This window comes from Rathayibacter sp. AY1B6 (assembly GCF_002932755.1).
Taxonomy (GTDB): domain Bacteria; phylum Actinomycetota; class Actinomycetes; order Actinomycetales; family Microbacteriaceae; genus Rathayibacter.
In genome coordinates this window covers 24311-37400 of record NZ_PSWL01000011.1, presented here as the reverse complement: position 1 = coordinate 37400, position 13090 = coordinate 24311, and the positions used below count along the sequence as shown (strand labels likewise).

Sequence of the window (13090 nt, the reverse complement as noted above, 5' to 3'; positions counted from 1 at the left end):
CACCGCCGTCGTAGGCTAGCCCGGTGACGACGACCGCGCTCGAGCGCTTCCAGGCCCTGCTGCGCGTCGACACCGTGTCCCACTCGGACGAGTCGGCGACCGACTGGAGCCGCTTCCACGCCTTCCGGGAGCTCGTCGCCGAGCTCTACCCGGCGCTGCACGCGGCGCTGGAGTCCGAGACCGTCGCCGGCCACTCCCTCCTCTGGCGCTGGCGAGGCGAGGAGCCGGGCGAGCCGGCCGTGCTGATGGCCCACTACGACGTGGTCAGCGTGACGGCGGCGGAGTGGTCGCACGACCCGTTCGCGGCCGAGACCGTCGTCGGGGCCGACGGCCGCACCTCCGTCGTGGGCCGAGGAGCCCTCGACGACAAGGGCTCCCTCGTCGCCCTCCTCGAGGCGGTCGAGGCCGCCGTCGTCCGGGGCGAGCGGCCCCGGAACGACGTCTACCTCCTCTCCACGCACAACGAGGAGACGGCCGGCGACGGCGCCCCCTCGGTCGTAGCCCTGCTCGGAGCACGCGGGGTCCGCCCCCGCCTCGTGCTCGACGAGGGCGGGAACGTGCGGCGCGGCATCCTGCCCGGCGTCACCACCCCGATCGCCGTGATCGGCGTCACCGAGCGCGGGATCATGAACCTCGAGCTGACCTGCCGCGACGTCGGCGGCCACGCCTCCGCTCCGCCGCCCCCGCCCGGGCTGCTCGCGACCCAGCGGCTCGCGAGGGCGATCCACCGCCTGACCGAGAACCCGTTCCCCTCCACCCTCCCGGAGCCCATCGCAGAGCTGGTGCGCGCCGCTGCCGACCACGCGGACGCGGCCCACGCCGTCTGGTACGCCCGCCCGCACGAGCACCCGGACGCCGTCATCGGCGCGCTCGCCGCCCACTCCAACCGCTCGGCCGCGATGCTGCGGACGACGGTCGCGATCACCGAGCTGCGCGGCAGCACCGGGGCGAACGTCCTCGCCTCCAGCGCCAGTGCCACAGCGAACGTGCGGATCAACCCGGGCGGCACTGTGGCGGGCGTGGTCGAGCGCATCCGCGCCGTCGTCGACGACCCCGAGGTCGAGGTCGAGGTCAAGGTCGCCCACGAGCCCTCCCCCGTCTCCCCCACCGGCGAGCCCGGCGACGGCGGGCCGTACGACCTGCTGCGCGCGGTCGTCCAGGAGTCGTTCCCGGACGCGGTCGTCGCCCCCTACGTGCAGACCGGCGGCAGCGACGCGCGGCACTTCCACGCGATCAGCGACCACGTCTACCGCTTCATCCCGTTCGAGATCAGCCCGCGGCAGCAGCTCGGGATCCACGGGGTCGACGAGTCGGTCGAGACCGACCAGTTCGAGCGCGCCATCGAGTTCTACGCGCGACTGCTCGCCCGGCTCTGATTGCGGCGGTCCTCCGGGGTCCGGGAGGACCGCGCAGCGACCGGCAACCTGGGAGAACCGTTCGATGACGCGCCGACCGGTGTTGGCCCGGAGTTCACCCCGCGATGATGGACTGATCGCAGCGGGGTCGCCTCCGCTGGAGCAGTGCGCAAGTGCCGACGCCGGGTCGCGTGATCCGGCCCCCGCCGATCGTGGAACCCGAGGATCATGTCCCTCCGCCAGGCCGAGTACCCCCGGCCCAACCACTTCATCCTTCACCTGAGCGACACCCACTTCATCGCCGGAGACGGCGGCCTCTACGGCTCCGACGTCGACAGCGAGGCCCAGCTGCGGCTCCTGTTCGACGAGCTGGAGGCGTCCGGCGGACGACCGGAGGCGATCGTCATCACCGGCGATCTCGCCGACAAGGGCGAGCCGCAGGCGTACGCGAAGCTGCGCGCCGTCGTCGAGCCCGCGGCCGCGCGCCTCGGCGCCGAGGTGATCTGGGTGATGGGCAACCACGACGACCGCGGCGCATTCCGTTCGGGGCTGCTCGACCAGCTCCCGACCACGCAGCCGGTCGACCGCGTGCACGACGTGAACGGGCTCCGGATCATCGCTCTGGACTCCACCGTGCCCGGCGCCCACTACGGCGAGATCTCGGACGCGCAGCTCGACTGGCTGGCGGAGGAGCTCTCCAGCCCGGCCCCGCACGGCACGATCCTCGCGCTGCACCACCCCCCGGTGCCGAGCGTGCTCGACCTCTCGGTCCTGGTGGAGCTGCGCGACCAGCCCGCCCTCGCGGAGGTGCTCGAAGGCTCCGACGTCCGCAGCATCATCGCGGGCCACCTGCACTACTCGTCGACAGCGATGTTCGCCGGCATCCCCGTCTCGGTCGCGTCGGCCACCTGCTACACGCAGGATCTCAACGTGGCGGTGGGTGCGACCCGCGCCCGCAACGGCGCCCAGGCGTTCAACCTGATCCACGTCTACGACGACACGGTGCTGCACTCGGTGGTGCCGATCGGCGCCTCGACCGAGGTGTCCTACGTCTCGGCGAACGAGACCCAGCGCATCCTCGCGGACCACGGCGTCGAGATCGCCGCGGCGACGGCGGCCCCGGTCTCGCGCGACGAGGCTCTGTACCCGCCGCTCGTGGAGCCGGTGGGCGTCAGCGCCTAGGGCCCGCCGGGCTCCGCCCGCCTTGGGGCGTGCGATCTGCAGGAGGACGTGCGATCTGCAGGCCCTCCTGGGCGTCGCGTGCGATCTGCAGGCCCTCCTCGCCGCGGTGTGCGATCTGCAGGCACGCCACCCTGCCGCGTGCGATCTGCAGGGGAGGGTGCGATCTGCAGGCCGTCCAGCGCGGAGATCGATCTCATCCGCTCGACGAGGCCGCGACGATCGAGATCCCCTGCAGATCGCCCCACCACCTGCAGATCGCACCGGCCACTGCACATCGCGCCGGCCCCTGCACATCGCACAGTGCGGGGAGGAAGCGGCTCCTTCACCGGGGAGCGTGCGATCTGCAGGAGAACATGCGATCTGCAGGAGATCCGGTCCGGTCGGTGTGCGATCTGCAGGAGATCGGTGTGCGATCTGCAGGAGATCCGGTCCGGAGAGCGTTCTCATCCTCGTGCAGAATCCACGATGGTCGACATTCCCTGCAGATCGCACTGGCCCCTTCGGATCGTACGGACCCCTGCAAATCGGACAGGCCCCTGCAGATCGGACGGACCCCTGCAGATCGCCCAGGCCCCTGCGGATCGCACGTGCACGCCTCCTCCGAACGGAGCCGCGGACACGTCAGCGCCCGGAGCCGCCGGCGCGGTCCCGCGCGAACAGCCATCCGGCGAACGCCAGCGCCGCGGCCAGCGCGACGCCCACGCCGACGCCCGCTCCCACTCCGATGCCCGGGAACACGAGCGAGCTCGCCAGGCCGAGAAGCAGCCCGGCAACCGCTCCCCCGACGGCCCAACCCACGGTCAGTCCTCGCGCTCCCACGGAGCCGGGATCGGGTAGTACTCCTCGAGGAACCCGATGACGGCCTTGGTGCGCGCCTCCGCCGAGATCTCGGGGAAGCTGCCGTCGTTGAGGCAGAAGAAGTCGACTCCGCGGTTCTTGAGGAGCTTGCGCATGTCCTTCAGCCCCTGGTGCATCGTCGTGTCGACGTACTTCACCGAGGCGTTCTCCTGCACGACCGCGCGCCCGGTCATCAGCGCGTAGTAGTGGTATAGCGAGTTGGTGACGGAGACGTCGCTCGCCGAGCGGAAGCGGCTCGCGGCGGTCGCGGTGAACTCCGGCTCGAACTCGGCCTCGAGCTCGGCCATCACGGTCTTGCGCAGCGGCGTGGCGGCGTGCTCGAGGTGTCGGGTCGTCATCGCGCCGAAGCGCTCGCGGAGCAGGCGCCGGTTGACGCGAGCCGCGTTCTCGAAACCGCTGCGGGAGGCGTTGGAGTCGCCCATGCCGATGCGCGTCGTCGCCTCGATGAACTTCGTGACGCCCCCGGGCGAGAAGAAGATCGACGGGTCGACGGGGCGCCCGAAGAACATGTCGTCGTTGGAGTAGAGGAAGTGCTCCGCCAGCCCCGGGATGCGGTGCAGCTGGCTCTCGACCGCGTGGGAGTTGTGCGTCGGCAGCACCGAGAGGTCGCGGAAGTGGTCCTCGCTGCGCACGAGGGTGACGTCCGGGTGCTCGTCCAGCCAGCGCGGGCGCGGGGAGTCGGTGACGATGTAGATGTGCCGGATCCACGGCGCGTACATGTAGACGCTGCGCAGGGCGTACTTGAGCTCGTCGATCTGGCGGAAGCGCGCCGGAGCGTCGTCGCCCTCGCCCACCACGTAGCTCGCCATGCGGGCCGCACGGGCGCGCTGGAACTCCAGGTCGGTGCCGTCGACCCACGAGAAGACGATGTCGACCTCGAAGCGGATGTCGCTGACGAGCGGCTCGAACATGCCCTCGAACGTCGGCCAGGTACGGCCGTACGCCTCGACGTGGGCGTCGATGGCTTCGGCGACGGGGAGGCTGTTGCGCATGAGCGCGTTCTCGGCGGGAGTGATGATCTCCTCCTCGCCCACCTTCCACAGCTCGAGGCGGACGCCGCTGCGGGCGCCGTAGCGCAGCGATCCCGTGGAGGAGACGCGCGGGCGGAAGAGCTTGAAGACGGAGGCTCGCGGATACGGCGCGAGCACGCCCTCGGCCAGGAGCTGCGGCGGGGTGCCGCGCTTGTCGACCGTCTTCGCGTAGAAGGGCTCGGTCGCGAAGGCGCGCGCGAGAAGCGTCGCCAGCTCGGCGCCGAGCACGCGATCCACCGCGAGGAAGGGCGAGCCGTCGGTGCCGCGGATGAGGCGGTAGGGGAACTCGGCGGCGTCGAGGACCTCGCCGATGGCGATCAGGTCCTCGGTCCAGGCCGCGCGGGGCGTCGTACTCGAGTTCACCAGCGAGAACAGGCCGGCATGGACCACGACGTCGTCGCGGTCGAAGTGGCGCGGGCGCAGGAGCGGTGACGGAAGAGCACGGACGGAAGGCATGATTCACATTATCCGCCGTGGATTTCGTCCGTGTGACCGGGGCGTCGTCTTGACAGCGACCGCGGGCCCGCACGGTCAGCGCGAGAGCGACTCCAGACGGTCCCCCGCCTTCTCCGCGGCCTTCGCGGCCCGCCTGGCGCGGTGCCGCTCCTCGGCGGCGACGACCCCCAGCGCGAAGGCCCCCTCCCCGCTGCGATCGGCCTCCTCCAGGATCAGCGCGCGGGCGGCGAGCGCGTCGCGCTCCTCCCCCAGGGCGTCGGCGAGGTCCTCGCCCGCCTCGGCGAGCGAGCGGCGCCGGGCGCCGACGGCCTCGGGGACGACCGAGCGCCACGCCTCCACGGTGTAGCGGAGCCGCTTCGCCGCCTTCCGCAGGTCGTGCCGGGCCTCGAGCGCGCCCCCGGCCGCAGCGGCGCCCGCCGCGGAGATGCGCGCGAGGTCCTTCGCGACGGAGCGGCGCACCAGCGCAGTCGCGCTCGAGCCCGCCCGCGCAGTGCGGGGCGGATCCGCGAGCACGGCGTCGAGCGAGGCGAGCAGCGCGAGGTAGCGGCCGCCGCGCAGAGTGCGGTCGACGCGGCGCAGCGCCGAGGCGTGCCGGTGCTCGATCTCCTCCAGCAGGGCGGAGGGAGTGCTCGGGGCGCCCTCGACGGCCGCCAGGGAGGCGCGGAACCGCTCGGCGAGCACCTCCTGATCGCGGGCCGCGCCCAGGACCCCGCCCAGCCAGCGCAGCTCGTCCCGCACCGGGTCGGTCGCCGCACGGTCGAGCACGGAGCGGGAGGCGGCGAGGACGGAGCGGAGCCGGCGTGCGAGCACGCGCATCCGGTGCAGGGCGTCATCGGCCTCGAGGCGCACCCGCGGGTCGACGGCGCGCAGCTCGCGCAGGAGTGAGCGGACCGCGGCGAGCGCCGCCTCCCCGCCGTTCCGCGGATCCGGAACCGTCTCGTGGATCGGGCCGCCGGTGGCCCGGGCGAGCTTGGAGGCGCTGGCGGCGGGGCGGGCGCCCGCGGAGAGGAGGCGCCGCTCGATCTCGTCGAGGACACGCTCGCCCTCGTCGCGCGGGACGTCGACGAGCTCGACCTCCCACTCCCTCCAGCGCCGCTCGCGGCCGGTGCGCTGGTCGCGAGCGATCACCAGGTCGTCGGCGATCTCGGCGAGCTCCCGCCCGTGGGAGTCGAGGGCGCGGGTGATCGAGCGGACCGTCTCCAGGAGCGCCAGCGGCTCGAGCGGCGCGCGCCCCACCTGCCCGAGCACCGGCTCGCGGACGGCGGACGGGACCGTGCGCGAGGCCGTGAGCTCCGCGTGGATCTCCGTGCGGCCGGAGGAGCCGGGCAGCTTGACGTGCCAGCCCTGGTCGGATCCGCCCTCGCGGCGGCGCAGCGTGATCCGCGTCCGGGAGAGAGCGCGGTCGGCGGTGTCGAAGTACTCGGCGCGGAGGGTCACCGGCTCCTCCGTGCGGACGCCGGCGACGCTCCCGGCGCCGGTCAGGTCGGGCAGCCGGGTGCCCGCGTCGACGTCGTACTTGCGCTCGACCTCGGTCTGCACTCTCCGCGCACCGCCCGCCCGGGACGTCGCCGACTCGTTCTCCGCACCGCTGGCCATGCTCCATTGTGATCACGCCCGACGCTGCTGCGGCACCCCGGGGCGGCCGGGGGTGCCCTCGCCCTAGGCTGGAGCGATGACCGCGCCCGTTCCGCCCGTCGCCCGCCGCGTCCCCCTCGAGCGCCGCCACCACGGCGACGTGGTGGTCGACCACTACGAGTGGCTGCGCGAGAAGGAGAGCCACGAGGTGATCGCGCACCTCGAGGCCGAGAACGCGTACACCGAGGCGGTGCTCGCTCCTCTCGCCCCGCTGCGCGAGCGCCTGTTCGAGGAGATCCGGTCGCGGACGAAGGAGACCGACCTCTCGGTCCCCGTCCGGGAGGGCTCCTGGTGGTACTTCTCGCGCTCCTACGAGGGCCGCCAGTACGCCGTGCACTGCCGGGCGCCGATCAGCGGGCCGGACGACTGGACGCCGCCGTCGATCGCCGAGGGCGGTCCGCTCGAGGGCGAGCAGGTCGTCCTGGACGGCAACGCGGAGGCGGACGGGCACGACTTCTTCTCGCTCGGCAGCTTCGACGTGTCGGCCGACGGCACCCGGCTGCTCTTCGGCACCGACGTCGAGGGCGACGAGCGGTACACCCTCCGCATCCGCGACCTCGAGACCGGTGAGGACCTGCCGGACGTGATCGAGGGCACGGGCGGCGGAGCGACCTTCGGTGCCGACGCGCGCTTCGTCTTCTACCCGACCGTCGACGAGTCCTGGCGCCCCGACACCGTCTGGCGGCACGAGGTCGGCGCCGGGACCCCGGACGAGGTCGTCTTCGCCGAGCCCGACGAGCGCTACTGGATCGGCGTGGGCCTCACCCGCAGCCGCCGCTTCCTCGTCATCGAGATCGGCAGCAAGATCACGAGCGAGTGCCTGCTGCTGGACGCGTCCGACCCGACGGGCTCCTTCCGCTCGGTGTGGCCGCGCCGCGAGGGCGTGGAGTACGAGGTCGAGCACGCCGTCGTCGACGGGCGCGACCGCCTGCTGATCGTGCACAACGACGGCGCCCTCGACTTCGAGATCGTCGAGGAGCCGGCCGACCTGTCGCTCGACGCCGACGCCCGGGCCCGCGAGCGCCGCGTGGTGGTGCCTCACCGCGAGGGCCGTCGGATCGAGGGCGTCGACGCCTTCGCCGGGCACGTCGTCGTCTCCTACCGCGCCGACGGCGCCACCCGGCTCGGGCTGCTCCGCGAGGACGGCACCGGAGCGCGGCTCGAGGAGATCGTCTTCGACGAGCCGCTCTACGACGCGGGCCCGGCGGGGAACCCGGAGTGGGAGCAGCCCTCTCTCCGCCTCGCCTACACCTCGTTCGTCACCCCCTCGACCGTGCTCGCGCTCGACGTCGCGACGGGCGAGCGCACGGTGCTCAAGCAGCAGCCCGTGCTCGGCGACTACGACCCCGCGCTCTACGTGCAGCGGAGGGAGTGGGCGGTCGCCGAGGACGGCACGCGGGTGCCCCTGTCGCTCGTCTGGCGCCGCGACGCCGCCGACCCGGACGCCTCCCCCGCGCCGCTCCTCCTCTACGGCTACGGCTCCTACGAGGCCAGCATCGACCCGGGCTTCTCGATCGCGCGCCTCTCGCTGCTGGACCGGGGAGTCGTGTTCGCGATCGCGCACGTCCGCGGCGGCGGCGAGATGGGCCGCTCCTGGTACGAGAACGGGAAGACGCTGGCGAAGCGGACGACCTTCACCGACTTCGTCTCCGCGGCGCGGCACCTCGTCGACGCGGGCTTCACCACTCCGGACCGCCTGGTCGCGCAGGGCGGGTCGGCCGGCGGCCTGCTGATGGGCGCGGTCGCGAACCTCGCCCCGGAGGCGTTCGCCGGCGTCCTCGCGCAGGTGCCTTTCGTCGACGCGCTCACCTCGATCCTCGACCCGTCGCTCCCGCTCACGGTGATCGAGTGGGACGAGTGGGGCGACCCGCTGCACGACGCCGAGGTCTACGCCTACATGAAGTCGTACTCGCCCTACGAGAACGTCCGCGAGGACGTGCAGTACCCCCGGATCCTCGCGACGACGAGCCTCAACGACACCCGGGTGCTCTACGTGGAGCCGGCGAAGTGGGTGGCCAGGCTCCGCGAGGTCGGCGCTCCCGCGCTGCTGCGCACCGAGATGACCGCGGGACACGGCGGAGTGAGCGGACGCTACGAGCGCTGGCGCGAGATCGCGTTCGAGTACGCCTGGACGCTGGACGTGCTCGAACTGGCCTGAAAGCCCCGCCGCAAGCCCCTCCGCCCGTCGCCCGCGGCCAGTAGGGTTCGGGGTGCCGACGGAGGGAAGAGCATGAGCGCAGGCCTGTCGATCGACCGCATCGCCGCATGGGTGGCGGACCAGAGGTGGTACGCGAGCAAGGGGCGGCGCCCCGAGCTGGAGGTCCGCGGCGCCTGGTCGCTGCACCCCGGCGAGGCGGAGGTGGTGGACCACCTCTTCATCGACCGGGCGGGGACGAGCCCGGTGCTGTACCAGGTGCCGGTGACCGTCCACGCGGCTCCGGTGCCCGGGCTCGAGGACGCCCTCGTCTACTCCGACGACGCTCACTTCGTGTACGACGCTCCGCGCGACCCGGTGTTCGCCCGTGCCCTGCTGGGCATGATCGCCGACGGCGGCCGCTCCGACGAGGACGGCGCCCGGGGCGGCGCCCGCGCCGAGGGCCACCGGCAGCCGGGGGCCGCGATCGGGGCGTTCGCGTCCTCGAAGGTTCTCAGCGGCGAGCAGTCGAACACCTCGGTGATCGTCCGCACCACCGCCGACGACGGATCCGACGCGACCCCGGTGATCGTCAAGGTCTTCCGCGCCCTCCACCACGGCGACAACCCGGACGTGACGGTGCAGTCCGCGCTCAACGCCGCCGGGAGCGCCCTCGTCCCGCCCGTGATCGGCAACGTGACCGGCGAGTGGGACGACGAGGGCGAGGAGACGGGCCGCGCCTTCGGGCACCTCGCCTTCGCCCAGGAGTTCCTCCCCGGCGTCCAGGACGCGTGGCGCGTCGCCCTCGAGGCGGTCGCCGCCGACTCCGACTTCACCGGCCCCGCCCGCGAGCTGGGCCGCGCCACCGCCGAGGTGCACGCGACGCTCGCCGAGGTCATGCCGACCGAGGACACCACGTCCGAGGTCGTCGAGCGGATGGTCGCGACCATGCGCCGGCGCCTGCGCATCGCATCGGCCGAGGTCCCCGTGATCGCGGAGGACTCCGAGGCGATCGACGCCGTGTTCCACGCCGCCGAGACCGCGCCGTGGCCGAGGCTCCAGCGCATCCACGGCGACTACCACCTCGGACAGGTCCTGTCCGTGCCCGACCGCGGCTGGGTGCTCCTCGACTTCGAGGGCGAGCCGCTGCGGCCCATGCACGAGCGCCGTCTTCCCGACGTGGCCCTGCGCGACGTGGCCGGGATGCTGCGCTCCTTCGACTACGCGGCCGGCGCGCACGAGCAGGCCGAGCCGGGCGCCTCGAGGGCGGCCTGGGCGGCGGCGAGCCGCGCCGCGTTCCTCGAGGGCTACACCGAGCGGGCGGGCGACGCGGTCACCGCGCACCGGGCGGTGCTCGACGCGTTCGAGCTCGACAAGGCCGTCTACGAGGCGATCTACGAGGCGCGCAACCGGCCGGCGTGGCTGTCGATCCCGGTCGCCGCAGTGCAGCGCCTCGCCGGACGCTCGTAGGGTGGCAGGCATGAGCGACGACACCGACGACAAGAAGCCCCTGGACCCGCTGAGCGACTTCAGCATCCCGGGCGACACCGACCTGCACACGAGCGGCGACGCCTCGGGCGCCGACGGCGACGAGGTCGCGGAGCCCGGAGCGGACGAGGACTGACCCGGCTGCTCCGCGGGGCCGGCCTCGGCTCGGCTCCGCGGGGCCGGCGGCCGTCCTAGCCCAGCGGGACGAGCGGCTCGACCGCCGGACCCTCCAGCACCGTCCCGTCGGCCGCGAAGCGCGAGCCGTGCAGCGGGCAGTCCCAGCTGCGCTCCGCGTCGTTCCAGGTGACGATCCCGCCCAGGTGCGGGCACACCGCCGACACCGCGCAGCGCCTCCCCTCCACGGTGGAGACCGCGACGGGCTGCAGCCCGTCGCGTGCGAGCGACCCCTGGCCCTCCACCGGCACCACCCCGGCCGAGCGGGGGGCGCGCAGAGCGGAGGACCAGCCCCGCGCGCACCAGGCACCCACCGCGAGCCCCGCACCGAGCCCCTCCGCCATCACCCGCGGCAGCGTGGGCCGGCGGTGCAGCGTCCTCGCCCAGGCCGGCGTCTCGCCCTCGAGGTCGGCGACGAGCGTCAGCGCGGCCTGGACCGCGTTGGTCATCCCCCACTTGTCGAAGCCGGTCGCGAGGAAGATCCGTCCGCGGCCCCGCGGCAGCCAGCCCACGAACGGCACGCGGTGGAACGGCTCGTAGTCCTGGGCGCTCCACTGCGCGACCGGCTCGGCGCCCGGGAAGGAGCGTCGCGTCCAGGCCACGAGGTCCGCGACTGCTTCCGAGGTGACCGGTCTGCGGCCCACGGGGTGGCCGTTCCCCCCGACCAGGAGGAGCCGCTCGCCGTCGCGCTCGGCGTCGCGCACGGAGCGTGACGGCTCGTCGACCGAGAGGTACATGCCGTCCGGGATCGGCGCGTCCGTGCGGAACGCGACCGCGTAGGACCGCAGCGCCGCGAGCTTGGCGAAGTACAGCCCGCGGTCGAGGATCGGCGCCCCGGTGAGCAGGTAGGCGCGGTCGCCGGTCACCGGCCCGGCACTGGTGCGCACCTGGACGGGAGCGGTGGCGCGCATCCCGAGGGCCCGCACACCCTGCACCAGAGTGCCCCCGGCGGCGCGGAAGTCGGCGGCGAGGGCCGTGAGGACGTCCATCGGGTCGAACTGGGCCTGGTCGTCGAGGGCGACCGCAGCCGTGCTGGGGAACGGGACGTCGAGCTCGCCGACGAGCCGCGTCGCAAGGCCGAAGCGGCGCGCGGTCGCGTGCTCCTTCAGCACGGCGTCCACGCCCTCGGGAGTCTGCGCGTAGCTGTACGCGGTCCGCCTCTGGACGGGCACTCCCGCCCCCTCGCAGTAGTCGAGCAGCCAGCGGAAGCCCGCGAGGTTCGCCGCGACGTAGGCCTCGGTCACGGCGGGGATGTTGCGGCCGGCGATCAGGGAGAGGTGGGCTCCCTGCAGGAGGCTCAGCTTAGCGGTCGTGTTCCCGGTGGCGACCGCGCCGACCTCGCGCGCCTCGAGCACCAGCACGCGCCGGCCGGTCCGCTGCAGCAGGAGCGCGGTGACCAGACCGGTGAGACCGGCCCCGACCACCACGTCGTCGTAGTGCGCACCGGGGGCGAACTCGTCGGAGGGGATCGGAGCAGCGGCCGCCCGCCACAGGGATCGGGGCGGCGGCGCGGACGTGGTCGCGGCCTCTGGAGTCATCGGGAGTCCCTCCGCTCGGGGGCCGAGCGGCCCGCGAGCGACGCTACGCGGCGCCTCCGGGAGCGTCACGGTGTTGACACACCGCGGGCGGAGGACTCAGAGCCAGCCCCAGCGCTTGAACAGGCGGTGCAGCACCACGCTCGAGCCCACCATCGCGACGAGCGCCGCCGGATAGCCCCACGCGACGTGCAGCTCGGGCATCACGTCGAAGTTCATGCCGTAGATGCTCGAGATCATGGTGGGTGCGAAGAAGATCGCCGCCCACGCGGAGATCCGCTTGACCTCGTCGTTCTGCTGGTTGCCCACCTCCGCCAGCTTCTTCATGTCCTCGTTCTGGCGCTGCGCCACCAGGGTGGCGTTCACGGCCAGGATCTCGCGCAGCGTCGTGCGGAAGCCGTCGACGCGCTCGGTGACGAGCGCGACGTGGTCGGCGACGTCGCGGATGTAGCGCCGCAGCTCGACATCCGACTGGAAGACCTCGAAGTCGGTCACGAGGCGCCCGAGCATGCCGGTCAGCGGCGCGACCGCGCGCTGGAAGTCGAGGACCTCCTGGCTCAGCTCGTAGATGCGGCGGGACACGGCCGGGTCCCCCTCGAAGACCTGCGCCTCGATCTCGTCGATGTCGTTCTCGAGGCCCGCGACCACGGGCGAGTACTGGTCGACGACGGCGTCGAGGATCGCGTAGAGCACGGCCACCGGGCCGACGCGCAGCAGCTCCGGATCCGCCTCCATCCGCCGGCGCACCAGCGAGAGATCGGGCTTCTCGGAGTGGCGGACCGTGACCACGAAGTTCGAGCCCACGAACAGGTGCAGCTCGCCGAAGTCGACCTCCTCGCGCTGATCGGAGTAGCTGGCCGCGCGCAGCACCACGAACATGTCGCTGCCGTAGCGCTCGAGCTTGGGCCGCTGGTGCGCGCTGATCGCGTCCTCGAGCGCGAGCGGGTGCATCGAGAACTCGTCCTCGAGCGCCGCCAGCTCGGCCGCGTTCGGCCGGTAGAGGCCGATCCACGCCATCGCGTCCGGCAGCTTCTGCAGGGCGGCGAGCGCCTCCGGGATGCTGCCCGGCGAGACGACGCGGCGGCCGTCCTGGTAGATCGCGTTGTCGACGGTGCTGGTGCGGGCCGGCTCGTCGTCCGGGCGCAGCCGCTGGATGGGCGACGTGTCCTCGGCGGCGGCGCGAGTGCGCGAGCCCAGACCGAGGATCGTCGCGGGGACGCGGGGCAGCTTCACGACCATCTC

The 13090-nt window shown here is 73.1% G+C and carries 10 protein-coding genes; 5 read left to right on the top strand and 5 right to left on the bottom strand.

From position 1 onward, the window contains the following. Nucleotides 1-23 precede the first annotated feature (23 nt). Together C5D08_RS07660 and C5D08_RS07655 are read left to right on the top strand one after the other, a co-directional pair. Nucleotides 24-1376 carry a M20/M25/M40 family metallo-hydrolase gene (locus C5D08_RS07660; RefSeq protein ID WP_104276523.1) on the top strand — a complete coding sequence of 451 codons (1353 nt, stop codon included), beginning with the start codon at nucleotides 24-26 and terminating at the stop codon, nucleotides 1374-1376. Nucleotides 1377-1583: 207 nt separating this feature from the next. Beyond that, on the top strand, nucleotides 1584-2537 hold the full coding sequence (locus C5D08_RS07655; RefSeq protein WP_104276522.1) for a phosphodiesterase: 954 nt from the start codon (nucleotides 1584-1586) through the stop codon (nucleotides 2535-2537). A gap of 621 nt (nucleotides 2538-3158) precedes the next feature. Here the strand turns inward: C5D08_RS07655 and C5D08_RS16970 are convergent. The 3 genes from C5D08_RS16970 to C5D08_RS07645 form a co-directional block, all read right to left on the bottom strand. Beyond that, a complete protein-coding gene (locus C5D08_RS16970; RefSeq protein ID WP_181109951.1) occupies nucleotides 3159-3335 on the bottom strand; it encodes a hypothetical protein in 177 nt (58 codons plus the stop codon). Nucleotides 3336-3337: 2 nt separating this feature from the next. Further along, a complete protein-coding gene (locus C5D08_RS07650) occupies nucleotides 3338-4882 on the bottom strand; it encodes a stealth family protein (protein WP_104276521.1) in 1545 nt (514 codons plus the stop codon). Between the two features lie 75 nt (nucleotides 4883-4957). Continuing rightward, nucleotides 4958-6478, bottom strand: a complete 1521-nt coding sequence (locus tag C5D08_RS07645) for a CYTH and CHAD domain-containing protein (RefSeq protein ID WP_104276520.1) — start codon at nucleotides 6476-6478, stop codon at nucleotides 4958-4960. 76 nt (nucleotides 6479-6554) lie between these two features. Here C5D08_RS07645 and C5D08_RS07640 point away from each other — a divergent pair, with 76 nt between their 5' ends. The 3 genes from C5D08_RS07640 (at nucleotide 6555) to C5D08_RS16965 (ending at nucleotide 10275) form a co-directional block, all read left to right on the top strand. Further along, nucleotides 6555-8675, top strand: a complete 2121-nt coding sequence (locus C5D08_RS07640) for a S9 family peptidase (RefSeq protein WP_104276519.1) — start codon at nucleotides 6555-6557, stop codon at nucleotides 8673-8675. A gap of 72 nt (nucleotides 8676-8747) precedes the next feature. Further along, the gene (locus tag C5D08_RS07635) at nucleotides 8748-10121 is read left to right on the top strand and encodes a phosphotransferase (protein WP_104276518.1); all 1374 of its coding nucleotides are present in this window, start codon (nucleotides 8748-8750) and stop codon (nucleotides 10119-10121) included. Between the two features lie 10 nt (nucleotides 10122-10131). Next, a complete protein-coding gene (locus tag C5D08_RS16965) occupies nucleotides 10132-10275 on the top strand; it encodes a hypothetical protein (protein ID WP_181109948.1) in 144 nt (47 codons plus the stop codon). Between the two features lie 55 nt (nucleotides 10276-10330). Here C5D08_RS16965 and C5D08_RS07630 read toward each other — a convergent pair whose 3' ends face one another. Continuing rightward, nucleotides 10331-11851: an FAD-dependent oxidoreductase gene (locus tag C5D08_RS07630; RefSeq protein ID WP_104276517.1), complete on the bottom strand. Its 1521-nt coding sequence runs from the start codon at nucleotides 11849-11851 to the stop codon at nucleotides 10331-10333. A 96-nt stretch (nucleotides 11852-11947) separates the two neighbouring features. After that, on the bottom strand, nucleotides 11948-13087 hold the full coding sequence (locus tag C5D08_RS07625) for a magnesium and cobalt transport protein CorA (protein ID WP_104276516.1): 1140 nt from the start codon (nucleotides 13085-13087) through the stop codon (nucleotides 11948-11950). Between the last annotated feature and the right edge of the window lie 3 nt (nucleotides 13088-13090).

Bases quoted from the DNA above. Each gene is read 5' to 3' on its own strand.
- C5D08_RS07655 (WP_104276522.1), top strand. From the start codon at position 1,584: ATGTCCCTCCGCCAGGCCGAGTACCCCCGGCCCAACCACTTCATCCTT.
- C5D08_RS07650 (WP_104276521.1), bottom strand. From the start codon at position 4,882: ATGCCTTCCGTCCGTGCTCTTCCGTCACCGCTCCTGCGCCCGCGCCAC.
- C5D08_RS07635 (WP_104276518.1), top strand. From the start codon at position 8,748: ATGAGCGCAGGCCTGTCGATCGACCGCATCGCCGCATGGGTGGCGGAC.
- C5D08_RS07640 (WP_104276519.1), top strand. From the start codon at position 6,555: ATGACCGCGCCCGTTCCGCCCGTCGCCCGCCGCGTCCCCCTCGAGCGC.
- C5D08_RS07645 (WP_104276520.1), bottom strand. From the start codon at position 6,478: ATGGCCAGCGGTGCGGAGAACGAGTCGGCGACGTCCCGGGCGGGCGGT.
- C5D08_RS07630 (WP_104276517.1), bottom strand. From the start codon at position 11,851: ATGACTCCAGAGGCCGCGACCACGTCCGCGCCGCCGCCCCGATCCCTG.
- C5D08_RS16965 (WP_181109948.1), top strand. From the start codon at position 10,132: ATGAGCGACGACACCGACGACAAGAAGCCCCTGGACCCGCTGAGCGAC.
- C5D08_RS07625 (WP_104276516.1), bottom strand. From the start codon at position 13,087: ATGGTCGTGAAGCTGCCCCGCGTCCCCGCGACGATCCTCGGTCTGGGC.